Here is a 25,219-nt window from a genome sequence, read left to right as displayed (position 1 = left end):
GCCTCCTTATCTATTTTCTGCTTTTTGCAAGTAATCAATAATCCCTTGCGCACAAATGCCCATATCGATTTTTATATACTCGTGCACTTGATGATCTTCGGAAATATGTTTTTTCTTTAAGTAATCTTGCAACGTGCTGTACAATCTATCAGATAGAAGCTTTGATTTTTCTTCAAACGGCAAGCTTCCATGCTCTTTTACAACCGCTTTGCCTTGATCTACAAAAATGTCCAGCCAATATTTTAGCTGTTTATAAACTTCCTCTGGATGCTCGCTCATGCCAAAATGACCGAAAAATATTTTCGAAACGTTTAATGCTTCGATTCTTTCGCATGATTCAAGCATTTTATCCGGATCGAACTGGTTAGGAGAAGTAGACGGCAAATAAAACTCTAAGTCTGAATCTAAGAGCATTGAATAAAAAACCCCGATCGTGTCGCCGGTAAAGATGCCGTTGCTTTTGGAATCATGTATACAAAAATGGTGATTCGCATGACCTGGTGTGTGATAAAATGTCAGCACGCGATCATCGCCTACTTGAAGCGTTTCCAAATCTTCTTTTACAACTAGCTGGTCTTCTGGCACGGGCAAAATCGGGTCAAACAATTTTTGAAATTGCTCCTCTCCATACACCGTTTTGGCGCTGACAATTAATCTGGATGGATCTTGCAAATGACGTTTCCCGCGGGGATGAACGAACACTTTTGCTTTTGGGCAATGTTCAAGGAAAAGCCCGACACCTCCCGAATGATCTAAATGAATGTGCGTAACAATGATGTTTTGAACATCCTTCGGATCAATTCCTAAACTTTCAAGACCTTTTAATAAATATGGGACAGACGGGCTCGCGCTTGTTTCGATGATGGTCAGCTCTTTTTCGTGAAGAACGTAAGCCCCTGTTCTGTTTTCTAATCCTAAGTCAAAAAGATCAATTAATGTGATGTCATCGCCAATGTTTTGTACCTTCAATGTTATGTGACTCCTTTCTTTTATTTGCCTACTACATAATTCAACAAAAAAAGATTAATTTCCTTTTCCAAACTTTTCGTTGATTGGTTAAAATTTTTTGATGACAAATTTTTTATTTTAATATATAATTTTAATGCTGACGTTTTCCGGGAAGTAGCTCAGCTTGGCAGAGCACCACGTTCGGGACGTGGGGGTCGCAGGTTCAAATCCTGTCTTCCCGACCATGGAGAAGTACCCAAGTGGTTGAAGGGGACGCACTCGAAATGCGTTAGGGCGGGCAACCGCCGCGTGAGTTCGAATCTCACCTTCTCCGTTTAAAAAACGCGCTAAAAAGCGCGTTTTTTTATTGCCGGAATTTGAATAATTGACCCTTTTGAAAAATTTTCAAAACAATTGATATTCTTATTTTCATAAAAACTGTTTCAGCAAGTTATGCAAAAAAAACCTGAAAAGCCTATTCAGTGCTTTTCAGGTTTTTTCTTATCATTCCTCGATTGGAGCTTTTCTTCTAAATTTGCTTAATACTTCATAGACGATCGGAACGATGATGAGGGTCAGCAAAGTCGAACTGGTTAATCCGCCAATGACGGTTAGGCCAAGCCCTTTCGAAATCATGCCTCCATCTCCTTCATAACCTAATGCGAGAGGAAGCAATGCTCCAACTGTTGCCAGTGCAGTCATTAAAATCGGCCGTAAGCGCGTTGCTCCTGCTTCAATGAGCGCATCTCTTGTAGAAAGTCCTTCACGCTCTTTATGAATGACACGGTCAATTAACACAATCGCATTCGTCACAACAATTCCGATTAACATGAGCGCGCCGATCAGAGCTGAAACGCTCAATGTTTCTCCCCCAAGCCATAGCGCCACAAATCCGCCGATGACGGTAAATGGAAGTGAAAATAGAATGGCAAAAGGCGCAAGTCCTTGACTAAACGTAACCACCAGCACAAAGTAGACAACAGCGATGGCAGCGAGCATAGCCAATCCTAATTGTGAAAACGACTCATTGATCTGTTCTGTCACTCCGCCTGTATCAATGTTCACACCAGGCGGCAATTCTAAATCATCTATTTTCTTTTGAATGTTTGCATTTACTTGGCTAACGTCATTAGTAGTTATCTCTCCGCTGACCGAAACAGCGAATTTTCCTCCGCGTCTAGTAATCGTATTGGATGTTTCTCCTTCTTTTACTTTCGCTACATCTCCAATTTTCACATTCATGCCAAGAGGAGACTGAATAGTTTTCTTTTTCATCTCATCAATCGAATCAAATGTTTGTTCTTCCCCTTCAATATAGACTTCTATATCTTTACCATCTTTTTGGATTGTCGTTAAAACCGGCCGTTCATGCTGTTGGCTTAATGCCATCGCAATTTGTCCAGCGGTCAAACCGAGCTTGCTCATCTTTTCTTGATCAACAACAAACGTGAATTCATCATATGTTTTCGTTAAACCTGATTCAACATTTTTTAAATTTTTTTCATCTTCCAAGATTTTTTGTACTTCTTGGGCGACAGGCTCAATATCTTCCATCGAATCGCCAAATATATGCAACGTATACTCATTGCTTGCCATCATCATGTCAATGGTGCCCCAATCGCCCTTTTCATTCGTTAATTCATTTAAGTCTTTAACAATTTTTTCCTTTTCTTTCTCGAAATTCGGTGTGTCATCTTCATACATAATAAAGAAAATGGCCTGATTTCGATTTCCTGGATTCATCGGATTTTCGCTTCCGACAGACAATTGAATCGTTTTTACATGATCACGATCGACAAGAAAATCTTCTGCCTTCAATGCGATATCTTCCACTTCTTCCAGCGTTTGCCCTGGATCCGGATCATACGTCACAACAATTTGCTTTTCCTGTTCATTTGGCAAAAAGCTTACCCCGATGACAGGAATTAAAAACAGACTGGAGACAAGAAGCAGGATCGCAATCAATGATGTTATCCATTTATGGTTCAAAGACCAATTTAATATTTTTTTATAGTTAGTAGCCAAAAAGCCAGCTTCCTTTTCTTTTTCGCCTTTCCGTTTTACTCCTTTTTTAAATAAAACGTGAGCAAGTGCCGGCACAATAGTAATCGCCACTAAAAGGGACGCTAAAAGCGAGAATACAATCGTAAGGGCAAACGGCATAAATAGCTGTCCGACCATCCCTTCGACAAATGCGAGCGGCAAGAAAACCGCAATCGTCACAATGGTTGAGGACATAATAGGAATAAACATTTCTTTTGTCGCTGCAATAATCAGCTCTTTCCCTTTTAACGGCTCCCCTTTTAATGTCATCCGTCTGTAAATATTTTCAATGACGACAATCGAATCGTCAATGACGCGGCCGATCGCCATTGTGATAGCTCCAAGCGTCATCATGTTCAACGTGATGTCCATTTCACGCAAAATGATTAATGCAATTAATATGGAAAGCGGAATTGACACCACGGAAATCAACGTTGAACGAATGTTGCGCAAAAACAGCAAAATGACAATAACTGCAAAAATCGAACCGAACAGCGCTTTATTCAGCATTGTTTCAACAGATTTTTCAATCGGTTCTGCTTGGTCCAGCGTTGAAACGACTCCGAGGCCTTTATATTCGTCTTTTAATTCATCCAATTTTTCTTTTACTTCATTCACAACTTCAACTGTATTCGCATCAGTAGCTTTTACAATTTGCAGTCCGATTGCTTCTTTTCCGTTCGTTCTTGATACGGATTCAGCTTTTCCGACGATTTCGATATCGGCAATTTCTCCTAATTCGACTGTTGGCAATTCAATGCTTTGCTGCTGGATCGCCTGATTTGGCGCTGCACCATTTGCTTTAGACAAACCGTTTGGCACTTGGTTCATTTGCGCCTCTCCAGCTTGCTGCCCTTGTGCTGATCCTGTGACTGGGATTTTAAGCTTTTTCAAATCGTCAATTGTCGTAATATTTCCGTCAACGACAACAGACTTTTCCGTGTCTTTAAATGTATAAAGACCTAATGGCGCACGGAGATCCGCACCTTGAATATAATCTTTTATTGTTTCCTCATTTAGCCCGAGCTCTTTTAATTTGTCTTGATGAAAAACAAGCCGCCCCTCTTCTACCTGCTGTCCAGAAGTTACAATGCTTTCTACTCCATCGATTCCTTTCAATTCAGGAACAATGATGTCTTCAACCAGTTCAGTTAATTCAGGAAGTGTTTTTCCTTCATCGAAAAAGCTCACTGTATAAACAGGGAAAGCGTTCATGCTAAATCTTGCAATTTTAGGCTCTCCTGCTCCATCCGGAAGTTCGACTTGTTCGATTGCCTTTTCAGCTTCCTCTTCTGCTCGTTCCATATCTTTTTCAAATTTGTATTCGATTTGAATAGAAGATGCATTTTCAAACGAATTAGAGCTGACGATTTCCACCCCGTTCAAATTGCGAACAGCTTCTTCAATAGGAACCGTCACTTTCTCTTGTACTTCTTCAGGGGTTGCACCTGGATATGTAGTCGTAACACTTATGATGGGAGTGTTTATGTCCGGGATCGTCTCCAGCTTCATATTAAATCCAGAAAATAGTCCCGCAAAAATTGCAATGATAGTTAAAATCCAAATAGCCAGTTTATTACGGAGCGAAAATTTAATAATGTTCTCCACCAAGCCCCATTCCTTTCATGAAGATTTGACAATTCTCCTTTTTTTATACATACTTATAGTAAGTTGACTATATAGTCATTATAATTGACCGGTTAACTAGTAGTCAACTAAACTAATAAATTTTTTTCCGACAATAAGGGGATGTTCATGTGAAAGAAAAAGAACGTTTAATCATTGAAGCTGCGATGAAGCTGTTTGCTCGAAAAGGCGTTTCTTCCACCTCCATCCAAGAAATTACCAATGCATGTGGCATTCCGAAAGGTTCGTTTTATTTTTATTTCAAGTCAAAAGATGAACTGTTAATTAAAATTTTGGAGCAGTTTTTTAGTCAGTTAAAGAAAAAAACGGAGCAAATCGGGGCAAATTACGAAGATCCAAAAGAGCGGTTTATTAAACAATTGTCTGTTCAATTAAAAGAATTTTTGGCGCATAAAGAAATATTTATTACGCAGATGCATGAAAATTTAAAAGAAAATAATGAAAAAATTGATTCGTTGTTACAAAACCTAAGAAACGATTTTTTTCATTTTTTAACAAACAATCTGAAAAACATTTACGGCAAGTCAATTGATAAGTATATAGCAGATGTAAACATTATCGTTCAAGGAATCTTTTTTTCATTCATTCAGTTCCTCATATTTGAAAATAGGGTGAGAGTAGATGAGGAAAAATTGGCAAAATACATTTTGCAAACAGCAGATGATTTAGTCAAAGGAATGCTGGCAAAACAAAATGACCCCATCATTCCAGCTGAGATCATGACCAAAATGTTCAATCATCCTCAATCCCCCAGCCATCCGTTGAACATTTTAAATGAGATAAAAGAAATGAGCCGTTCTATAATCGATGATGGACAGTTAAACATTACGATTGAAGTGTTAGAAGCTGAAATAACGGCTGAAAAGCCAAGAACTCCGGTCATTAAAGGAATGTTGTCAAATCTCCATGAATATCCTGAACTACGCTACTTGGCCAATCAACTAGCTGATTATTTTCAAATTAAATGAGCCTCTAAAGGGTTTAATTCCTTTAGAGGCTGTATTTTTACTCCAGCTCCAACGCTTTTGTTTCTTGTCCAAACAATAGAACAGCTAATGCTCCAATAATAATGGCAGCGCAAAAAATTGAAAAAATGGCTACCATGGAAACTTTGAGAGCGGCTAAATAACCAACTAATAAAGGCCCGAAAATGCCACCAATTCTTCCAAACGATGCGGCCATTCCCGCACCTGTCCCGCGAATTTCTGTTGGATAAAGCTCAGGTGTATAAGCATAAAGCGCTCCCCAAGCCCCTAAGTTAAAAAATGATAAAAAGATTCCAGATATTAAAAGCTCTGCCGTTGTATCGGAAAATCCGAAAAAGAATGCGCTCAGTGCAGTGCCAAATAAATAAAGAGAAAGAACAAATTTTCTACCGATTCGTTCAATGAGCCACGCCGCACTAAAGTATCCCGGAAGCTGTGCAATCGTCATAATAAGAACATACTCAAAGCTTTGCACTAAACTGTAGCCTTTCATCATCACAACGCTTGGAAGCCATAAAAACATCCCGTAATAAGAAAAAACAACAGAAAACCACAACACCCAAAGTACAGCTGTTTGTTTCACATATTTTTTTGACCAGACAGCTGCGATATTTTTCCATACATTTGATTTTGTTTGTATCGATTTGAATTTTTTTGAATCCGGAAGCTTCATGCGCAAATAAATCGCATAAAAAGCCGGAAGAGCTGTTAAAATAAGGGCGAGACGCCAGCCAAATTGAGGGATAACAAAATAAGATATAATTGCCGCGATCAACCATCCTGCAGCCCAAAAACTTTCAAGCAGCACGACCATTCTTCCCCGATCCTTTGTCGGCGAGCTTTCTGATACTAGCGTTGATGCTACTGGCAATTCACCCCCCAGCCCCATGCCGATAAAAAATCTTAACAGCAAAAATACTGCTAATGTGGTTGTAAAAGCCGACAGGCCGCTGCCGATCGAAAATAACAATAATGTGATAATAAAGACAGTTTTTCTGCCAATTTTGTCTGACAAGAGACCGAAGAAAAATGCCCCTACAGCCATGCCGATCGAGTTGATGCTCCCGATCCAGCTCATTTGTTCTGCCGTCAAATTCCAATCTTCTTTTAACGCGGCAATGATAAAAGATAAAATGCCGACATCCATTGCATCAAAAAGCCATGCGAGTCCCGCAATGCCTAATAGCTTTTTTGTTGACATCTCTTTCATCTTGTCAACTTCACCTCTTTCTGATGTCTTTACATATGTTTTGTTATATGTAAACTATATCATATTTTACATAATTGTCATGTTTTTTGTTTTATAAACGAAACATAATATTGTGCCATCGGCATATGAATCCTATAATCGCAATTTCAGACCATCTTTGCAGCGTTTCATTTATTGCAAAAGGTACAATTCCTTGAAATTTCTACTTTCAGAGAAATCCTTAACAACTAAAAAAGATCCACAGAAATCATTTATATATTCTGTAGATCTTCGCCATTTAAAAAGGAATAGGAGACAGCATTTTGTCTATAAAATTTTTATTTTTTGTTTTTTGTCCCATCTTCTACGTTATAGGCTTGACCATATGCTTCACGGGACGGTTCATATAAGTCATGTACATCCGTTCTTCTTTCGAGTTCCGTTTGTTCATGTGTACGTTTTTTGTTTTTAAACCACTTCATTCTTGCTCACCTCTCATATATATCATCATCTTCTTATTTATTGTTGCGAAATTTTTTACGTTTATTCGAAAATATGCATGCCATTCGCCAACCAGTTCTGTTTTTCATTTATAATGAAATTAATCGATTATGTTAGATTGAAGGTGACAGTATGGAGATCGAAGATATTATAAAGAAGGTTAAAAATCATAATCCGACGATAATTGGGATGGATCGTTTAGTAAAATTTGCGGTATTGCTTCCGTTTATGCGAATAAATGATGAAGTTCATTTGTTGTTTGAAGTACGCGCCAAAAAATTAAAAAGGCAGCCCGGCGAGATTTGTTTTCCAGGTGGGAAAGTTGAGCCGACCGATCACGATGCAAAACATACAGCTATTCGCGAAACATCAGAAGAGCTAGGTATTTCAGCCGATATGATTCAGCATGTATATCCGCTTGATTATGTGATGACTGCCTACGGAACGGTTGTTTATCCTTTTGTTGGCATGATCGATCCTGACGCTTCGTTAGAGCCAAACAAAGACGAAGTCGGCGAAGTATTTACAGTTCCTTTTCAATTCTTTTTAGAAACGAAGCCAGAAATTTATGAAGTTCATTTTCGGGCAGAACCTGAAGAAAATTTTCCTTATGAAAGCATCATCGGGGGAAAAAAATATAAATGGAATTCACCGAAAATAGAAGAACATTTTTATTATTATAAAGATAAAGTGATTTGGGGGCTGACAGCCCGGATGATCTACTATTTTATCGATATGCTAAAGAGCGAGCCATCCCTATAATAGTTTTATGGGATGGCTGTTTATTTAAGCTGTACCGTGAAACAATTCTTTTTTCCTCCACCCGCCGAGCCTAAAATATAAAAAGGCGAATAAGCTGGAAATAACAAAGCTGACGCCCATTCCGACACCGATGCCGTCTTCGCCGATCCAATTGGAAAAAAGGTATGTGAGCGGGTAACGCAGCACCCAAAACGAGATGATGTTTAAAATTAAGACTTGCATCATCGCACCAGATCCACGAACAACACCGTTTAACACAAAATTGATGCCAAGAAACGGATAGAAGAAAGCGACGATTTTTAAATAATTCACACCAAATTGCACCGCTTCTTCCTCCTGGATAAATAATTCCACACCAAAACGGGCGAAAAAGAGAATTAGCAATGATATCAAAACCATAATAGCTAAATTATACATCAATCCATATTGAGCAATTTTATAAACTCGATCCCATCGATTTGCACCAATGTTTATGCCTGCCAAGCTGTTGACAGCAGTTCCGAGGGCCATTGCGGGAAGCAAGATAATATTATCGAGCCTCTGAGCAGCGCCGAATCCGGCCAGCGCGTCTTCGCCAAAACTAGCTACAACGCTCATGATCGCCGTCACTCCAGCGGAAATGACCATCATTTGCATGCCGGACGGAACCCCGATTTTTAAAATAAGAGAAACTTCTTCTTTTTTCGGCATACGCGGCCATGTAAAAGGAACTAATTTGTAATGAATCGCCAAATATATTCCGAATAAAAAGGCGATCCCTTGGGAAATCACTGTTGCATAAGCCGCTCCGGCTATGCCGAATTGAAATCCAGAAATAAATAATGGATCTAAAGCGGCATTTAAAAGAACAGCCAAAACAACAAAATAAACCGGGGCTTTGCTTTCTCCAAGTGCACGCATCAATGTCGCCACAAAATTGTAGCCGAATAAGAAAATAATTCCAAGAAAATTAATTCGCAAGTATAAGGATGCATCTGCAACTAAACTGTCAGGTGTTCCAAGCAAAAATAAAATCCGTTCGGCAAAAATAAATCCAAAAACTCCAAGCAAAATCGATAATATAAACAGCGTGACAACAAAGGCATTCACATACCGTTTCAACCCTTGTTCATCGCGTTTTCCTTTTAATTGGGACAAAATCGTTAATGTTGCTTGGTTGATCCCGATAATGAAAGAAAGAATTGTGAAAATGACAGTTCCTGAGAGAGACACCACCCCTAATGCACGAGCCCCCAGCAAGTTTCCAACCCATAAACTGTCAATTATTTGATACGAAACTTGAAGCAAGTTCGTTAATAAAATAGGCGAGGAAAAAGTGATGAGCTGCTTTAAAATATTTCCTTCTGAGTAATCCGTCTGTTTCATCCAAGAATCACCTTTTTCTTTCATCTTACATTGACGCAGCCTTCGAATAAGCAAAGTGCCGCTCGGTGAAGGATTTACGACCACGTCCTGCTGAGAGCTTTTTTTGAACGAATGGGGCTCTCTTGCTTCCTTACCTTTTATCAAGATTTATTCTTCATATATCATTTTTTTCGTCATGCCGCCGTCAATAATAATATTTTCTCCCGTAATAAAATCGTTGTCGGGATGAGTTAAAAACAAACACGCTCTGGCAATATCATCCGGTTTTCCGACTCGCTTTGCAGGATGCTGTAGATGATCACGCTCAGTAAGCAGTTCATAGTTGTTCGTTTCAATCCAGCCGGGGCTTATACAATTGACTCTGATTTTGTCTTCCCCCAATGAAATAGCTAAAGCGTGTGTTAAAGCAACGATGCCGCCTTTAGACGCAGCGTACGCTTCCGAATCTTTTTCAGACATGAACGCTCTTGTTGAAGCAATATTAATGATCGAACCTCCCCTTTCATTTTCTCGCATATATTTTGCAGATTCCTTTGCAAATAAAAATACGCTGCGAAGATTTGTTTGTAATATGTCATCCCATTCTTCAACCGTTAGCTCATAAAGAGATTTAAATCTTGAAACACCTGCATTGTTAATCACAATATCGATTCTTCCCGTTGTATGTTTGACCGTTTCTATTAATTTGATGACGTCCTTATGATTTTTGACATCCGTTTTGATAAACGTCGCTCCATATTCCTCAGCTGTTTCCTTTCCTTTTTGTTCATTCACATCCGCTATCACAACTGTTGCTCCTTCTTTTGCATAGGCGGAAACGATCGCTTTCCCGATCCCTTGTGCACCGCCGGTTATAATGACTGTTTTTCCTGCAAAGACCATGTCGATTCCTCCTCTTATCGTTTTTTAAAATCCTGCTCTTGTTTTCGATTACTTCCGTTGGAAATAACAGGGTCAGCCCCACAATATTGAAAATTTTCATTTAAAGATAGACTTTTTTCGTTGAACGCAGAAACCGTCTAAAGATCTTTTATGCAAGCTTTTTTCCTCCTTTTCGCTTCGGCTGCTTAAAAGGTTGGTTTCACCATCTTGTGTTCGAGCTACTAGTTCAATCTGGCTGCAAAGCTGGAAGCTTGCAACCTTCCCCTCCCCTAAATCGAAAAAAGAGTCCCCCTTGAAAAAGATTGACTGTTAGCTCAGAAGACACGCAGCCTGATATAAAAAGATCCACTCTACTCGCCTAAACGGAAGCGAATTAAGTTTTTTGTATTGCCTTTTTTCGGCTACAGATTTTACATTTCTTCAATTTAGTCGCTTTTAGATAGCTCACTCATTTATTATATCATTTATAAACTTAATCAATTGACAACAACGTGCAGCATACATAAAATACAATTAAACAGATCGGAATAAAAGTCAGAAAGGAGATACCTTTGGCAATTAAATTGACAACTGTTTCCATCTTTGTTTTCATGATTATCTCATGGCTGTTTGGCATCTATTCGCTGTCAAAGTTTTACACACCAACAATCATCATCCCGATTTTTAACAATTATTATTGGTCTACTCCATTTGTCGGAATGTTAGGTTTAACTGTTTTCTTTTCCATCGTATCAGTAGCGGCATTTTTTATCTTGAAATATAAAAATTTTAGAAAACGAACCGCGATCTATTCTATAGCCTCCATTTTATGGATCGCTATTATCGCTGTTCAATTTAAAATTTTACTGTTTAATCTCGGGATTTGCCATTAACTTTATGATATTATTAAACTTTAACTCATTCTAACTGGACCAGGAGTGAAGAAATTGGAGAAGAAGCTAGAGAAAGCAACATTCGCCGGAGGCTGTTTTTGGTGCATGGTAAAACCTTTTGACCAGTGGGACGGCATTGAGAAAGTCATTTCTGGTTATACGGGCGGGCATGTTGAAAATCCTACTTATGAACAGGTCAAAACAGGGACAACTGGGCATTATGAAGCGGTACAAATCGAATTTGACCCAACGGTGTTCCCATATGATAAGCTCCTTGAAATTTATTGGCAGCAAATCGATCCGACCGATGACGGCGGACAATTCCACGACAGAGGCAGTCAGTACAGGACAGCCATTTTCTATCATTCAAATGAGCAAAAAACGCTGGCAGAACAATCTAAACTCGCCTTAGCCAAAAGCGGAAAATTCAATAAACCGATCGTAACCAAAATTTTACCGGCTGCGCCATTTTACCCAGCAGAAGAATATCATCAAAATTTTTATCAAAAAAATCCAGAAGCATACAAAAAAGATCGGGAAATTTCCGGACGGGATGAATTTTTGCGAAAGCATTGGAAGTAGAAATGATTGAAACAGTAAAATCTTACAATAGGTTTTACTGTTTTTTTAAAATTACCAACATTTTCGGCGTGCAACACTTTATGTAAGCGATTCCATTACTTAGCGTCGATGTAGCCTTCTTTTCCAAAATGTTACAAATAAAATTTTGAAAACGTTTTACAAAAATGATTGACTATTTTTTTAGCATAACTTATTATTGTAATTGACAAAAAATTACGAATATTACCAAAGAAAGGGGATGGTACAATGGAAACATTTGAAAAGGAAAAAGAACAGAGGGGGCGCATTCTTGATTATGAGAAAATTGTTGCAACAAGCAAGTTTCAACTGCTTATTCAAAAAAAGCGGAATTTTATTGTACCTATTATAATCGTTTTTCTCATCACCTACTTTTTATTGCCGATTCTCACAGGTTATACATCCATCTTGGAGCATAAAGCAATCGGATGGATTACATGGACATGGCTCTATTCGCTGGGTCTTTTTGTCATGGTTTGGGTGTTCGCTACGATGTATGTAAAAAAAGCGGAAACATTTGACCAATTGGCGGAAGAAATTATTGAAGAAAATATAAAATAAAATAAGGGGGCTGCACTTTCATGAGTGTACCAGCATTTATTCTGTTTTTGATCATCCTTTTAGTCACTTTATATATCACGTATTGGGCTGCAAAAAGAACAAAAACCGCAAACGAATTTTACACAGCCGGCGGAGGCTTGACCGGGTGGCAAAATGGACTTGCGATAGCTGGAGACTATTTATCAGCCGCATCATTTCTTGGTATCGCAGGCGCCATCGCATTGAATGGATTTGATGGTTTCTACTACAGCATCGGCTATTTAACCGCATATCTCTTCGTTCTATTCATCGTTGCAGAGCCTCTCAGAAATTTAGGAAAATATACACTCGCAGATATGATCAACTCAAGATTCAGTGAGAGAAAAGTCCGTGCAACAGCTGCTCTAAGTTCCATCACAATTGTTATATTTTATATGATCGCACAGCTTGTTGGTGCAGGTGCACTCATTAAATTGTTATTGGGGATTGAGTATTGGATCGCCGTATTGATCGTTGGAGTCATGATGACCATTTACGTATTATTTGGTGGAATGACAGCAACTAGCTGGGTGCAAATCATAAAGGCTGTATTGCTTATGGCAGGAACGGTCATTATTTCATTCCTTGTTTTATTGAAATTTAACTTTAATATCGTTGGCATGTTTAACGAGATGTCACAAGCGACTCCACACGGCGAAAATTATTTGCATTCAGGAATTGTATATAAAAATCCGCTCGATTTACTTTCCATGATGCTGGCCTTAGTGTTGGGAACAGCAGGGCTTCCTCACATATTAATGCGCTTTTTTACCGTTAAAGATGCACAAACTGCACGTGCGTCAGTCGTTAATGCAACTTGGGTTGTCGGAATCTTTTATGTCATGACAATCTTCTTAGGATTCGGTGCAGCCAAATTTGTCGGTTCAGAAACGATTATAGCCGAAAATCCTGCTGGAAATATGGCGGCGCCGCTGCTTGCGAAAGCACTTGGAGGAGATTTCTTAATGTCCTTTGTTTCTGCAGTAGCTTTTGCAACCATATTAGCTGTTGTTGCAGGTTTAGTTTTGTCTGGTGCGTCCGCATTCGCGCACGACATTTATGGACAGATCATTAAAAAAGGAAAAGCTACGGAAAGACAGCAAGTGTTAGCTGCAAGATGGGCTTCTGTGGGCGTTTCCGCATTTTCAATCCTGCTAGCCCTTGGCGCTCAATCATTAAATGTTGCATTTCTTGTGTCTCTCGCATTTTGTGTAGCGGCAAGCGCTAATTTGCCCGTCATTGTTTATACGATTTATTGGAAAAAATTTAACACTGCCGGTGCGGTCACTGCTATGCTGGCTGGTTTAATTACAGCGATTGTTTTAGTGTCTATCAGCCCAAATGTCATTCATCCTGAAGCTGGAAAAGCCTTTTTTGTCGGCGATCCTATTTTCCCGCTGACAAACCCAGCGCTCATATCAGTACCAGCAGGTTTTATCGGTGGTTTGATTGGTACGCTTGTTTCCGCCAAGCGGGATGAGAAAAAATATGCGGAAGTGACGTTTAAAGCCAATACTGGATATAAAGAAGCCGAAATGTAAGCGCTTGAAAAATAGATGAAGGGGGTGTCTGATAAGTCGTTTTTACGGCTTATTGACGCCCCCATTAATGATTTAGAAACGTTGATATATCGGTGTTGTTTTCAATGGCGATTTGACTTTCTGGACAGCCCCCTTCAACTTTAAAACATGAAAAAGCCCATTTGAAATCATTAAAAAATGGGCTTTCATAATTTCATAATGAAAAAACAATCCGTTCTCGTGCTTCTTCTGAATCCTTTCTCTGTTTTATATGCGTCAAAACGAGATGAGCAGATCTTTGTTTCACACTTTCTGTATGTTGCTTCCCCTCATCTTTCCAGCAGTATTGGATCAGAAAAATTCGCCAAATCAAGTGAGATCATCTGAAAAATGCTAGAAAGACGCGGCAGTCGCGTCTTTCTAGAAATATGTGCAGCTATGAATAATATAGGAAAATCTGTCCAATTTTTAATTTTTTGAAAAAGGGGGCGGTTAGTGACGTCAAATTTTCATAATGCCGCCTGTGCTAGCAGATGTAACCAGTTTGGAATAGCGAGCTAAGTAACCGGTTTTCACTTTTGGCTCAAAGCCTTTCCATTCCGCTTTTCGTTTGTTCCATTCCTCTTCTTTAACATGCACATCAATCGTCCGTTTTTCAATATCGATCACAATACGGTCTCCTTCTTTTACAAAGGCAATCGGTCCGCCTTCCGCAGCTTCAGGTGATACGTGACCAATCGATAAACCGCGGGAAGCACCGGAGAAACGTCCATCCGTGATGAGAGCAACTTTCGGTCCAAGACCCATCCCAACAATTTGTGATGTCGGCGCAAGCATTTCAGGCATTCCCGGGCCTCCTTTAGGACCTTCGTAGCGAATGATGACAACATCCCCTTCTTTTACTTTTCCTTTCGCAATTCCTTCAAGCGCTTCCTCTTGAGAATCAAAAATTACGGCAGGGCCGTCAAAATGAGTGATTCCTCCTTGAACGCCGCCTGTTTTAATGATAGCGCCATCTGGAGCTAGGCTTCCAAATAATACGGCAAGTCCACCTTTTTCAGAAAACGGATTATCAATTGGGCGAATAACGTTGTAATCTTTTACTTCGCATCCGGCAATATTTTCACCGAGCGTTTTTCCTGTTACCGTCATGCAGTCTAAATGAAGAGTTCCTTCTTTTTTCGTCAACTCATTTAATACGGCGGAAACTCCCCCAGCTGCATGTAAATCTTCAATATGAACATCAGATGCCGGCGCAAGCTTTGCTAAATGAGGCACTCTTTCCGCCACTTCATTGATCCGTTCAAGCGGATAATCAACGCCTGCTTCATTGGCAAGGGCTAAAGTATGCAAGACCGTGTTGGTCGAACCTCCTAACGCCATATCTAAAGCAAATGCGTTATCAATTGCTTTTTCCGTCACAATATCACGAGGTTTTAAATCCATTTCGATCAATTTCATTAATTGTTTTGCCGTTTGTTTGACAAGTTCTTTCCGTTCAGGCGAAACAGCTAAAATCGTTCCGTTCCCTGGCAGGGCCAAACCTAATGCTTCAGACAAACAGTTCATTGAGTTTGCTGTAAACATGCCTGAACAAGATCCGCAAGTCGGACAGCCGTACATTTCAAGTTCTTTTAATCCGTTTTCATCTATTTTTCCTGATTGATAAGCTCCTACTCCTTCAAAAACTGAAGATAGGGAAATTTTCCGGCCGTCGCTTGTTCTTCCGGCAGCCATCGGTCCTCCGCTGACAAAAATCGTCGGAATGTTAATCCTCATAGCTGCCATCAACATACCAGGCGTAATTTTGTCGCAGTTCGGAATGCAGACCATGCCGTCAAACCAGTGTGCATTGACGACTGTTTCAACAGAATCAGCAATAATTTCTCGGCTTGGCAGTGAATAGCGCATGCCGATATGCCCCATTGCAATTCCGTCATCGACACCGATCGTATTAAATTCAAATGGCACGCCTCCAGCTTCGCGAATCGCTTCTTTTACAATCTTTCCAAATTCTTGTAAGTGAACATGGCCTGGAATAATGTCCACATATGAATTAACAACCGCAATAAACGGTTTATCAAAATCTTCTTCTTTTACACCAGCTGCGCGCAACAAGCTTCGATGCGGTGCACGGTCAAACCCTTTCTTGATCATGTTGCTGCGTAATTGCGCCAAAATAAATCCCCCCGCTTTTAATTCCTTTTTTAATTTTCAATTAATTTTAATATTTAAATATTATACTACTATTTTATTTTTTTCACAAAGGTTTTTATTATGGCCTTTTTCATTAAAAGAGGAATCGTATGCGCCGCTTCCTCTTGTCATTGCAAATAATCAATCTCCATCAAACAAATCCCCAATTCCGCCTAAAATGCTGCCTTCATCTTTGCCTCCACTTTGCGCGGCCAAAACTCTGTCAGCTAAACGGCTGAAGGGCAATGATTGCACCCAAACAGAACCCGGTCCACGTACGGTTGCGAAAAACAGACCTTCGCCGCCAAAGAATGCCGTTTTCACTTTGCCGACAAATTCGATATTGTAATCAACATCTTTTGTCATTGCTACTAAACAGCCTGTATCAATTTTAAGTTTTTCTCCTGGGAGCAAATCCTTCTGGATAATCGTTCCGCCTGCATGAAGAAAAGCTAATCCATCTCCCTCAAGCTTCTGCATAATAAACCCTTCACCGCCGAAAAATCCTGTCCCTAATTTCCGTTGAAATTCAACTCCGACGGAAACCCCTTTTGCAGCGCAAAGAAATGAATCCTTTTGACAAATGACCTTCCCGCCGAATTCCTTTAAATCAAGCGGAATAATTTTTCCGGGATACGGAGCGGCAAAGGAAACATGTTTTTTTTCCATCTGATGATTTGTAAACACTGTCATAAATAAGCTTTCTCCAGTAATCAAACGCTTCCCTGCGCCAACAAGTTTACCTAATAAACCTTTTGATTGATTACTTCCGTCACCAAAAACTGTTTCCATTTCAATACCATCGTCCATCATCATCATGGCGCCGGCTTCTGCTATGGCGCTTTCGCCAGGATCAAGTTCAATTTCGACAAATTGCATATCGTCTCCATGAAGTTTGTATTCAATTTCATGAGCGACCATAGTTTCACCCCAATAATTGTAATTTTTTGAATATGTAATATACTCATCATAGCTCTTTTTCATCCGTATTGCCATAATTTTTTAAGAATCTCTATGACCATAGAACCAGTGCATAATACCACTTTGAGCAATCCGTTCGATTTCTTTTTTCAATCGGGCTTCGGTGCAATATGAATGTTTTGTCCTAGGCAAGGAAAAAGAATTGCTTGCAGCAAAAAAGCTAAAGGATTAACGGCTGCTCAGTTAAACGATATATCTACTTCATTTGCAAAATGCAGATGTAAAATAAAGTTTGATAAATAATCGCATTAGCATTGCATAAATATAGTTAGAATTTTCTGTTAATTATTTTTTGTGAATTTGTGCCAAAAAGACAAAACCTAAAGAAAGGTGGCACTGCCCATTTGGTAAATATATACAGTTAAATCAGAGCGACAACGACAAAAGGGAGATTATGGACTGGCTCGCCCATCAAATTTTCGCAACCAAACATAAGCTGGTTTCCACAGAGCTCTCTTTAACCAACGAGTAATTCGAAGTAGGGATTTCTTACTTTTCATCTCCAATTGAATGAGAACATGTAAGCAATACGTGATAAGGGCTAAGAAAATTTGATTTTGAATAGCTGTTTCACTCATTCCATAAAAGTGCTTAATTTCTACGTGTTGCTTAAGCCATTTGAAAAAGAGTTCAATAGCCCAGCGAGATCGGTAAATATCACTTATCTCTTCTGCTTTTAAATCAAATCGGTTGGTAATTAAACGAAGTAAGTTCCCTTTTGTGTCCATAACTTCTAGTAGACGATAGACATTTTCAGTACGATTTTGTGTGGTACCAATGTAGACCATTTTATCGGATAGAACGTGACAATCATCAGGAAGTGAAAATGTATAGACTTCACGAATGACTGCGTTTTTCTTCAGTCTTGAAACGAAGAAATAGCCATCATCTGTCATCCGGTCAAAACGTTCATAGTCCACATAACCGCGGTCAAACACATACATGGCTTCTTTATCATCCACTAGGACTTCGAGTTGATTTCGGTCATGTTCTTTTGCTGTCGTAATCACTGCTTTTTCAGGATAGACGGTGTCTTTATCCATGAAAACGAGCCGTAAGTGTAGCTTTACACCAGCTTTTGTTTTACGGAATTTTGCCCATTTATAATTGGTCAAATTCAACGGGAGTGTACTCGAATCAATGATTTTCAGTGGCATATTCTTTCCGTTTTTATAATGGTACCGTTGAATTTTCCAAACAAGATCCAAGAACAAATTTGCAAGAATTAGTGGGTTGATCTGATTGTTTTTTCGGGATAGCTGAGAGGCACTTATCGATTCAAATCCGAGTGCTTTTTGAAGATCTTCGTCTACAAGTGCATCACTCATTTCCTCTAAGCTCTTAAATTCGAGCAGTTGGGCTACCAATAAAAGTTTAATATAGGCTTCTGTTGTCAGCTTTTTTGTGTAATAGTCCTGTTTCAATTCTTTGACTTGTTCGCTAAGTTTTTGAATATTTATGGGTGAAACCCATTTACCAAATGATGAAATTAGTGTATTCTTGTCCATAACAGTTATCCTTTACGATTGGATTTGGACAGGAACCACCTGTACTTCCATTGTAAAGGATTTTTTTGTTTCGAAATCAATAAAAAATTGAACATTCTTAGTATTTTGAATCATCAGATTTAATTACTGCAATGCTAGTGAAATAATCGTCTTATATAAAATTGAAAGTTTGATCAAAAATCCTGTTTTATTTAGAATTTATCCTTTAAAAAAGCAAAACAGAATTTGATCGAATTTTATCGATTTAGGAGCGAGAAAATCAGCCTCTAAATCCGAAAAAACTAATGAGGTATTGGTACAGCTCGAACAGTTAATACAGGGCTGACCAGTTTATAAAGATAATATAAAAAGTTAATTGATGAAATTATCTGAGTAATAGATTTTCGAATAAACTAACATCACTGGATATGGAATATTCGTTCTGGATCGCTGCTGAAATAATTTCGCAGAAGCAATTTGAGAAATTATAGATAATACCTTTTATTAGGTGTATTTTTATTTTTACTTCAACAAAGGAAAGCAGCTGCAAATGAATCTTATCGTGCAAATAATATAGAATGATTTCTTGTCTTTGATAAAAATTCCTATGTAAAGCTGGAGAATAGTATGTGAAACATACACTTCAACAATTCGGGGCTTTAGTTGAAAACATCTGAGCCTTCATCGTAAAAAATTAAAGATTGAAGAGAGCTTTTTCGCCAAAAACAAATGCTCAATCCCTATCATGTGCAGAACTTCCATTTTCGGATTCTCACTTATTTGATCACATTTACTTTCTCTGCAGCCGTCAAAGGCTGTAATCATAAATATCTTCATGTAAACACAAAGGAGGGCATCGAAACTTCCAGCGCTCAAAACAATTGATATCCTCCCCCTCCTAGTTTTATATTCAGTAAAATTTTTCCAATACTAATTCAAGACAAATCCGAGCATTCGCTCCTAAATTGCTCGTCATTCTTTGTCGATAACTTTTACGGTCGTAAAATCGGCAAAATAATGGAGCCCTGAACAGCTCGGAATTTTCAGATCTATCAATCAACATCAAGTCCGTTGTTCCTCTAAAAGCCGTTTATGAATCCAAATCGCTGCTTGGATTCCATCCCCCATTGCGATTGCAGCTTGTTCCGAGTGAGCCGCAACGTCTCCGGCTGCCCAAACATTTTGGACGCTCGTTTCTTTCGTCCGTGCATGGATGACTAGATGCTTATTTTCTAATCGCTCGGCGCCGAGCTGAGCGGCAAGATCTGAATGAACGCGATTGCCGCCAAATCCGAGGAAGCCTCTATCCGCGAAAAGGCGTCTTCCGCTTTCCAATTCAACTCCCTTAAACCATTCACCGTCTCTCATCACTTTCGTTAACCGTTCTTTTATGTATTCGATATTTTTATTAGAAAGTTCATTTTTTAATGCAGCATTAATTTCTTCTCCATCATGATTCACGTACTGAATGTCTTTCGTCCAGTACGTTAGTGAGAGAGCCAGCTTCGCTCCTGCTTTTCCTGCCCCCATTACAATGACCGATTTCCCATCTACTTCATATCCATCGCAATCAGGGCAAACATATACCGAAATGCCTAAACAATGCTTTATTTCTGACAGCACTTCTGGTATGCGGTCGGTAACCCCTGTTGCAATCAGCAATTTTTTTGTTTTGTATATGCTGCGATCGTCCGTTTCGATAAGGAAATCTTTTCCTTGCTTTTCGACTTTTGTTGCCAGCTTTTTTAAAAATTTTACTCCGTATTTTTCTGCATGTTCTCTTCCAAGAGTACGCAGTGTCTGTCCGCTTACCCCGTCAGGCCACCCTAACAAATTATGATAGCTTCTGCATAGCGTCGATCTTCCGTTCATCTTGTCGATGACTAAAACATTATGTTTATACCTTCCAAGCATAATGGCCGCAGATAAACCGGCGATCCCGCCGCCAACAATGATGCAATCGTATGTTTTCACTTTTCCACCCTTTCAGTCAACCTTGCAAAAAAGGCGTTAATGTTTTGATCATTTCAGCTATTTTTTTTCTATTTTTTATATACATGTTTTTCGCTTCCGTATTTTCAGTTTGCAGAGCGTATAATTCAAAATCTGCCTCCACTTTTTTAAGGGATGAAAGTAGAAGCTGTTTTTCAACAGGTTCAGGCACTTTTACTTTATCATCATATAAATCAACAGTGAGTTGTCCATATGAATCGACTTGGGCTAAAAAAACATTCTCGACTGCGACTCCTAATTGATCGAGTTTTTCTTTCAACCATCTTCGATTCAATCCGGTCGTTGAAAGAGCTTCGTCCATAATTTTTCCGTCCATTATGACGGTTTGCGGTTCTTTAACAGGAGCAACGTTCGTTTTAATATCTCCTACCGTGACAGGCTGTTTTTCTTTTTTCAGCATAATACTCAGTTCACCGGTAGTTTCTAAAATAGCAAATTCCACATCACTGGCATGATGGACATTATTTTTCCTCAATTGTTCCAACAAAGCGGCCAAAGGATATTTTTCTTTCTTTAAATTTTCCTCCATGATTTTTCCGTTTTTAATAAAAACGGTCGGTTTTCCTTCAATAAATTGCTGAAACGACGGACTTTTCATGGAAATGAATGAAATAATAACCGGAATCATCACCCATATGGCAATGCTGATAATACCGTTTGTTAAATTTAAATTCGTATCCATTGACAGTGTCCCGGCGATGTCACCAATGGTAATGCCGACGACGTATTCAAAAAAGGAAAGCTTGGAAAGCTGTTTTTTTCCCAATAGTTTGGAAATGAAAAATAATCCAGCTATTATGGCAAGTGAACGAATAATGACTTCAACCCACTCTGGCATGTTCATCCCTCTTTTCAAAAGCCTTTATACTCAGGTTCCTCAAACTCCAGCTCTCCAATTCGAGACTTTACATCATTGATAATTTCTTCAGATATTAACATGTTTTCGTGAAAAACTCGTTTCGTTTCTTCATCAGTTGACGTAATGGCCAAGTTTTGCAATCCCGCATGAATGCTTTTTAAACTGGCCAGCGTTTGCTTGACCTGTGATGCTACTGTCAATCCAATCACCCCTTCGGTTTAAATAAAAGCGCTCCGATAAAACCAAAAATAATAGCTGCTGAAATACCGGAGCTAGTCACTTCAAACATACCTGTTAAAACGCCGATCAATCCATGTTTTTCTGCTTCTTGCAACGCTCCATGAACGAGAGAATTTCCGAAGCTTGTAATCGGAATGGTTGCACCTGCACCCGCAAAATCGATAAATGGTTCATAAAGCCCGAAACCGTCCAAGATGGCTCCAATCACGACAAACGTACTTAATGTATGAGCAGGTGTTAAATGAAACACATCAAACATGATCTGTCCAATTACACAAATTAATCCGCCTATGACAAACGCCCAAAAAAATGACGCAACCAAATGTTTCACCCCCTGAATTCAATGGACACAGCGTGTGCAATGCACGGAATGGTTTCATTTTGCTGGAACGTTAGCGGAGAAAGCAGCGCCCCAGTTGCGACAGCGAGAATTCTCTTCAGCTCGCCTTTTTTCATCCGATTTAATAAATGGCCGTATACGACAATTGCCGAGCAGCCCGCCCCGCTTGCACCGGATAAAACTGGTTGTCCTTCCCGATAAATCATTAAACCGCAATCCTGAAATTTTTCCTCATCCATTTGAACGCCATTTTTTTCAAATAATTCAAGAGCGACGTTGCGTCCGATTTTTCCTAAGTCGCCTGTTACAATTAAATCATAGTAGTCCGCATCAATATTTAAATCGCGGAAATGCGCTTCTATCGTATCAACTGCTGCCGGCGCCATCGCACCGCCCATATTAAACGGATCAGACATGCCTAAATCGACCACTCTGCCAATCGTTGCCGAGGTCACGGCAGGTCCTTTCCCTTCATTGCTTAACAAAGCAGCACCTGCACCCGTGACTGTCCACTGTGCAGTCGGAGGCTTTTGCCCACCATACTCGGTCGGATAGCGAAATTGTTTTTCGATTGCCGTATTATGGCTGGCCGCACCAGTCAGTAAATATTTTGCTCCGCCGTAATTGACGATAAATGCGCTTAATGCCAGCCCTTCCATCGACGTAGAACAAGCGCCGAAAATGCCGAGATAAGGAACGCCGAACGTTCTTGCTGCAAAGCTGGAAGGGGTGATTTGATTCACTAAATCTCCGGAAATAATAAATTCCACCTGCTCTTTTTCAATGTTTCCTTTTTCTATTGCTTTGTAAAACGCTTCTTCAAAAAGCACTTTATGAGCTTTTTCATAAGAGTCCTCACCCAACCACAAATCTTCGTGAAGAAGATCAAAATCGTCGGCTAGTCTGCCATTTGCTTCAAACGGCCCGCCAACGGTAGCGGTTGAAATGATCACGGGTTGATTATGAAATACCCAAGTGCGATGTCCTTTCAGCATTTCAAAAACCACCCCATTTAATTAAAATCGTTTTGATTAAAGCAACTACAAATGCAGAAAATGTTCCAAATAAAATAACAGATCCGGCCAATTTAAACATGTTCCCGCCTACACCGAGGACAAATCCTTCTGTTCGGTGCTCAATCGCTGCAGAAATAACAGCATTTCCGAACCCTGTGACTGGTACAGCGCTTCCGGCACCGCCAAATTGAGCAATCCGGTCGTAAACACCAAATCCGGTCAAAAGCATAGATAAAAAAATCATCGTGGCAACAGTCGGATTTCCAGCGGTTTGTTGAGTAAAATGAAAAAAGTACATGTAAAAAAACTGTATCGCTTGTCCGATGGAGCAAATAATTCCACCGACTAAAAAGGCTCGTAAACAGTTTGGGACAACAGGTCTTTTCGTTTCATTTTTTTTCTCCAATTGATAGTATTCCTGCATGATTTTCGTTTGAAGTTTTCTTTGCTCATTCGCCATCGAAAACACCTTCTTATGTTTCTTCTCTGCTCAATTGAATAATGTTTTCCACTTTCTTGTTCATTTCACGCTTGTCCAGATTTTCCAGTTTGTTAATTAATTTTTCTGTTTCCCAATAAATTTTCATGTCGCTTGAAACGGTGACATCATAATCTCGGAAAGATTTTTTTAATTTTTTTTCAATTGTTTTTTCCTTTTGTTTTAATTGAAACCGTTTCATATGATCTAATTGAAAAGCAAGCAATAGCTTGCGGTCTGTATTGACGCTTATGGCTTTGGGAACTCCATCATAGCTTTCCGCTATTTCCTCCGCCTTTTTCGCGACCTTTTGATTAAAAGGAGCGTTCTTCGTCGAATAATTGATTTTTGTCGGTTGTTCTAAAGTCGGATCGACCATATCGTTCTGTTGGCATGCTGAGAAAACAAAAAGGAAAGTGAAAAAGAATATAAAATGTTTCATCCTGACCAGCTCACTCTTATTTGTGATGTGTTGAAAAGGTTGGTAAATACCAACCTTTACTGTTGCCTATATTGAGGCTCTTCATTCTGGATTTGCTGCAAGCGGGTATTAATCAAATCAACAATTGACTGTGTTTGCTGCGCAGCCTGTTGATAAATCTGTTTTGCTTGCTTGTTTTCCGTTTGCAGTGCAAACGTTTCAAAGCTTGCTTGAGCACTTTTTAATCCTGCTAATGTTTGTTGAACTTGAGTTGAAACTGTCAATGTCAATTCCTCCTTTTTGTTGTTACAAGTTTAATATTTCCTAAATGCCCAAAAGTAAAAAAGGGATGTTCTTCCCTTATATCCATTTTATTCCGTATTATTATTTTGATTTTTCAGGCATAATGACAGCAGGTGCCGAACCAGTCCCGCCGCTGTTGTAAAACTGCGGAACTTTTCCTTCAATAAATAAATCACCAATTTTCACTGAATTTTCTATTTCCATATCTTTTGAAATCGAAGGAATAATGACGTTAATTTTAACTAAAATGTCCATATAAATTTCTAAATAAGCGTTATTAATGCCAATTTCCTTATATTTTGTGCTAATTTCTGAATTAACTGAACCAATAAGTTCAAAGCGTACGGGAACTTCAGGACCTAAATGGGAGATGAGCGCATTGTTCGTTATTAATCCGAGTGGAATATGATAAACCAGGCCTTTTCCATCTGGGTTTTGATTGACGGGGATGCCGTCTTCCGATTCAACCTCCACATTCCCATCTAAATATTGCTGAATATAAACGGTCGCATCTGAAATAAGACGGTTATAAATTTGGGAATTAAAGCTGTAAGTCGCCGTTTCGTCTGATTTCTTTTCATGAATAATGATCAATTCCTTCATATCAAGTTTTTCTGCTATTTTTTTCGAAACAGCATCATGAATTGCATGTTCGGCAATTTGCCTCGTCTTTGTTTCCGCTATTCTGACCAATGTCGGTTCAATAATGGCATTGATCAGCCATAAGCTGTATGCTGTCAAAACATTGAAAATGACAAATGTAATTAAAAAAACATATTTAGCCGGCAGAGGGCCGCGTCTTCGTCGTCTTCTGAATTTTCGGTACAAAAGAATTTCCCTCCCTTTGTACCAATATATGTAGAAAAGAAAGCTGATTAGAAGCTAAAATAAAATTGGAATCAACTGTAACTAATAAAGAATCGTGAAAAAACAATACTATAACTGTTGGAAGATGTTCTTCCAAACACAACTTAGGAAGAGGTGCTTTTAT

Annotated in this window: 24 protein-coding genes and 2 tRNA genes; 8 read left to right on the top strand and 18 right to left on the bottom strand. The window is 39.2% G+C overall.

What is annotated here, in order from left to right; all coding sequences use genetic code 11:
* Window positions 1-6: 6 nt before the first annotated feature.
* Entirely contained in the window at window positions 7-975 is a 969-nt protein-coding gene (locus tag NSR00_RS03570) for an MBL fold metallo-hydrolase (RefSeq protein ID WP_445659574.1), read from the bottom strand.
* Between the two features lie 141 nt (window positions 976-1,116).
* Between NSR00_RS03570 and NSR00_RS03565 the strand changes: the two genes are divergently transcribed.
* Window positions 1,117-1,193 (top strand) — tRNA-Pro (locus tag NSR00_RS03565).
* 1 nt (window position 1,194) lies between these two features.
* Window positions 1,195-1,282: transfer RNA gene (locus NSR00_RS03560), tRNA-Ser, on the top strand.
* Window positions 1,283-1,452: 170 nt separating this feature from the next.
* Here NSR00_RS03560 and NSR00_RS03555 read toward each other — a convergent pair.
* Window positions 1,453-4,599: an efflux RND transporter permease subunit gene (locus NSR00_RS03555; RefSeq protein WP_340787026.1), complete on the bottom strand. Its 3,147-nt coding sequence runs from the start codon at window positions 4,597-4,599 to the stop codon at window positions 1,453-1,455.
* Window positions 4,600-4,748: 149 nt separating this feature from the next.
* Here NSR00_RS03555 and NSR00_RS03550 point away from each other — a divergent pair, with 149 nt between their 5' ends.
* On the top strand, window positions 4,749-5,606 hold the full coding sequence (locus NSR00_RS03550) for a TetR/AcrR family transcriptional regulator (protein ID WP_130157236.1): 858 nt from the start codon (window positions 4,749-4,751) through the stop codon (window positions 5,604-5,606).
* Window positions 5,607-5,643: 37 nt separating this feature from the next.
* Here the strand turns inward: NSR00_RS03550 and NSR00_RS03545 are convergent, their stop codons facing one another.
* A complete protein-coding gene (locus tag NSR00_RS03545; protein WP_063389587.1) occupies window positions 5,644-6,834 on the bottom strand; it encodes an MFS transporter in 1,191 nt (396 codons plus the stop codon).
* A gap of 317 nt (window positions 6,835-7,151) precedes the next feature.
* Window positions 7,152-7,295, bottom strand: a complete 144-nt coding sequence (locus tag NSR00_RS03540; protein ID WP_158640157.1) for a hypothetical protein — start codon at window positions 7,293-7,295, stop codon at window positions 7,152-7,154.
* A 151-nt stretch (window positions 7,296-7,446) separates the two neighbouring features.
* Between NSR00_RS03540 and NSR00_RS03535 the strand changes: the two genes are divergently transcribed.
* Window positions 7,447-8,076, top strand: coding sequence for an NUDIX hydrolase (locus NSR00_RS03535; RefSeq protein ID WP_144597011.1), 630 nt, complete (start codon window positions 7,447-7,449; stop codon window positions 8,074-8,076).
* Window positions 8,077-8,100: 24 nt separating this feature from the next.
* On the opposite strand, the gene NSR00_RS03530 is transcribed toward NSR00_RS03535, so the two are convergent.
* The gene (locus NSR00_RS03530; protein ID WP_063389603.1) at window positions 8,101-9,441 is read right to left on the bottom strand and encodes an MATE family efflux transporter; all 1,341 of its coding nucleotides are present in this window, start codon (window positions 9,439-9,441) and stop codon (window positions 8,101-8,103) included.
* 147 nt (window positions 9,442-9,588) lie between these two features.
* Window positions 9,589-10,323: an SDR family NAD(P)-dependent oxidoreductase gene (locus NSR00_RS03525; RefSeq protein ID WP_066246619.1), complete on the bottom strand. Its 735-nt coding sequence runs from the start codon at window positions 10,321-10,323 to the stop codon at window positions 9,589-9,591.
* Between the two features lie 551 nt (window positions 10,324-10,874).
* Between NSR00_RS03525 and NSR00_RS03520 the strand changes: the two genes are divergently transcribed.
* From NSR00_RS03520 to NSR00_RS03505, 4 genes are all read left to right on the top strand, one after another.
* Window positions 10,875-11,195, top strand: coding sequence for a hypothetical protein (locus NSR00_RS03520; protein WP_340787022.1), 321 nt, complete (start codon window positions 10,875-10,877; stop codon window positions 11,193-11,195).
* Between the two features lie 54 nt (window positions 11,196-11,249).
* On the top strand, window positions 11,250-11,777 hold the full coding sequence (gene msrA / locus NSR00_RS03515; protein WP_094245694.1) for a peptide-methionine (S)-S-oxide reductase MsrA: 528 nt from the start codon (window positions 11,250-11,252) through the stop codon (window positions 11,775-11,777).
* 246 nt (window positions 11,778-12,023) lie between these two features.
* On the top strand, window positions 12,024-12,356 hold the full coding sequence (locus NSR00_RS03510) for a DUF485 domain-containing protein (protein WP_340787020.1): 333 nt from the start codon (window positions 12,024-12,026) through the stop codon (window positions 12,354-12,356).
* Window positions 12,357-12,376: 20 nt separating this feature from the next.
* The gene (locus NSR00_RS03505) at window positions 12,377-13,915 is read left to right on the top strand and encodes a solute symporter family protein (RefSeq protein ID WP_340787018.1); all 1,539 of its coding nucleotides are present in this window, start codon (window positions 12,377-12,379) and stop codon (window positions 13,913-13,915) included.
* A gap of 480 nt (window positions 13,916-14,395) precedes the next feature.
* Here the strand turns inward: NSR00_RS03505 and ilvD are convergent, their stop codons facing one another.
* The 12 genes from ilvD to yunB form a co-directional block, all read right to left on the bottom strand.
* Window positions 14,396-16,072 (bottom strand): dihydroxy-acid dehydratase, encoded by a 1,677-nt coding sequence (gene ilvD, locus NSR00_RS03500; RefSeq protein ID WP_340787016.1) that lies wholly within the window; start codon window positions 16,070-16,072, stop codon window positions 14,396-14,398.
* A gap of 159 nt (window positions 16,073-16,231) precedes the next feature.
* Entirely contained in the window at window positions 16,232-17,011 is a 780-nt protein-coding gene (locus NSR00_RS03495; protein WP_063389744.1) for a TIGR00266 family protein, read from the bottom strand.
* Window positions 17,012-17,463: 452 nt separating this feature from the next.
* Complete coding sequence (locus NSR00_RS03490) at window positions 17,464-18,579, bottom strand: IS4 family transposase (RefSeq protein WP_340786703.1); 1,116 nt, start codon at window positions 18,577-18,579, stop codon at window positions 17,464-17,466.
* A 1,041-nt stretch (window positions 18,580-19,620) separates the two neighbouring features.
* Window positions 19,621-20,532, bottom strand: a complete 912-nt coding sequence (locus tag NSR00_RS03485; RefSeq protein ID WP_340787014.1) for an NAD(P)/FAD-dependent oxidoreductase — start codon at window positions 20,530-20,532, stop codon at window positions 19,621-19,623.
* Window positions 20,533-20,548: 16 nt separating this feature from the next.
* Window positions 20,549-21,409 (bottom strand): DUF421 domain-containing protein, encoded by an 861-nt coding sequence (locus NSR00_RS03480; RefSeq protein WP_340787011.1) that lies wholly within the window; start codon window positions 21,407-21,409, stop codon window positions 20,549-20,551.
* A 14-nt stretch (window positions 21,410-21,423) separates the two neighbouring features.
* On the bottom strand, window positions 21,424-21,630 hold the full coding sequence (locus NSR00_RS03475) for a DUF1657 domain-containing protein (protein ID WP_063389730.1): 207 nt from the start codon (window positions 21,628-21,630) through the stop codon (window positions 21,424-21,426).
* Window positions 21,631-21,635: 5 nt separating this feature from the next.
* Window positions 21,636-21,992, bottom strand: a complete 357-nt coding sequence (gene spoVAE / locus NSR00_RS03470; RefSeq protein WP_063389729.1) for a stage V sporulation protein AE — start codon at window positions 21,990-21,992, stop codon at window positions 21,636-21,638.
* Between the two features lie 5 nt (window positions 21,993-21,997).
* The gene (gene spoVAD / locus NSR00_RS03465) at window positions 21,998-23,005 is read right to left on the bottom strand and encodes a stage V sporulation protein AD (protein ID WP_063389728.1); all 1,008 of its coding nucleotides are present in this window, start codon (window positions 23,003-23,005) and stop codon (window positions 21,998-22,000) included.
* Window position 23,006: 1 nt separating this feature from the next.
* A complete protein-coding gene (gene spoVAC / locus NSR00_RS03460) occupies window positions 23,007-23,486 on the bottom strand; it encodes a stage V sporulation protein AC (protein WP_094245691.1) in 480 nt (159 codons plus the stop codon).
* A 13-nt stretch (window positions 23,487-23,499) separates the two neighbouring features.
* Complete coding sequence (locus NSR00_RS03455) at window positions 23,500-23,946, bottom strand: YhcN/YlaJ family sporulation lipoprotein (protein ID WP_063389726.1); 447 nt, start codon at window positions 23,944-23,946, stop codon at window positions 23,500-23,502.
* 56 nt (window positions 23,947-24,002) lie between these two features.
* Window positions 24,003-24,209, bottom strand: coding sequence for a DUF1657 domain-containing protein (locus NSR00_RS03450; RefSeq protein ID WP_063389725.1), 207 nt, complete (start codon window positions 24,207-24,209; stop codon window positions 24,003-24,005).
* 100 nt (window positions 24,210-24,309) lie between these two features.
* A complete protein-coding gene (gene yunB, locus NSR00_RS03445; protein WP_063389724.1) occupies window positions 24,310-25,056 on the bottom strand; it encodes a sporulation protein YunB in 747 nt (248 codons plus the stop codon).
* Window positions 25,057-25,219: the final 163 nt, after the last annotated feature.

Source organism: Aeribacillus sp. FSL K6-8394, assembly GCF_038008865.1.
In the GTDB taxonomy this organism is placed as follows: Bacteria; Bacillota; Bacilli; order Bacillales; family Aeribacillaceae; genus Aeribacillus; species Aeribacillus composti.
The sequence above is the reverse complement of the archived record's forward strand: the minus strand, read 5'-3'. Positions and strand labels throughout refer to the sequence as shown.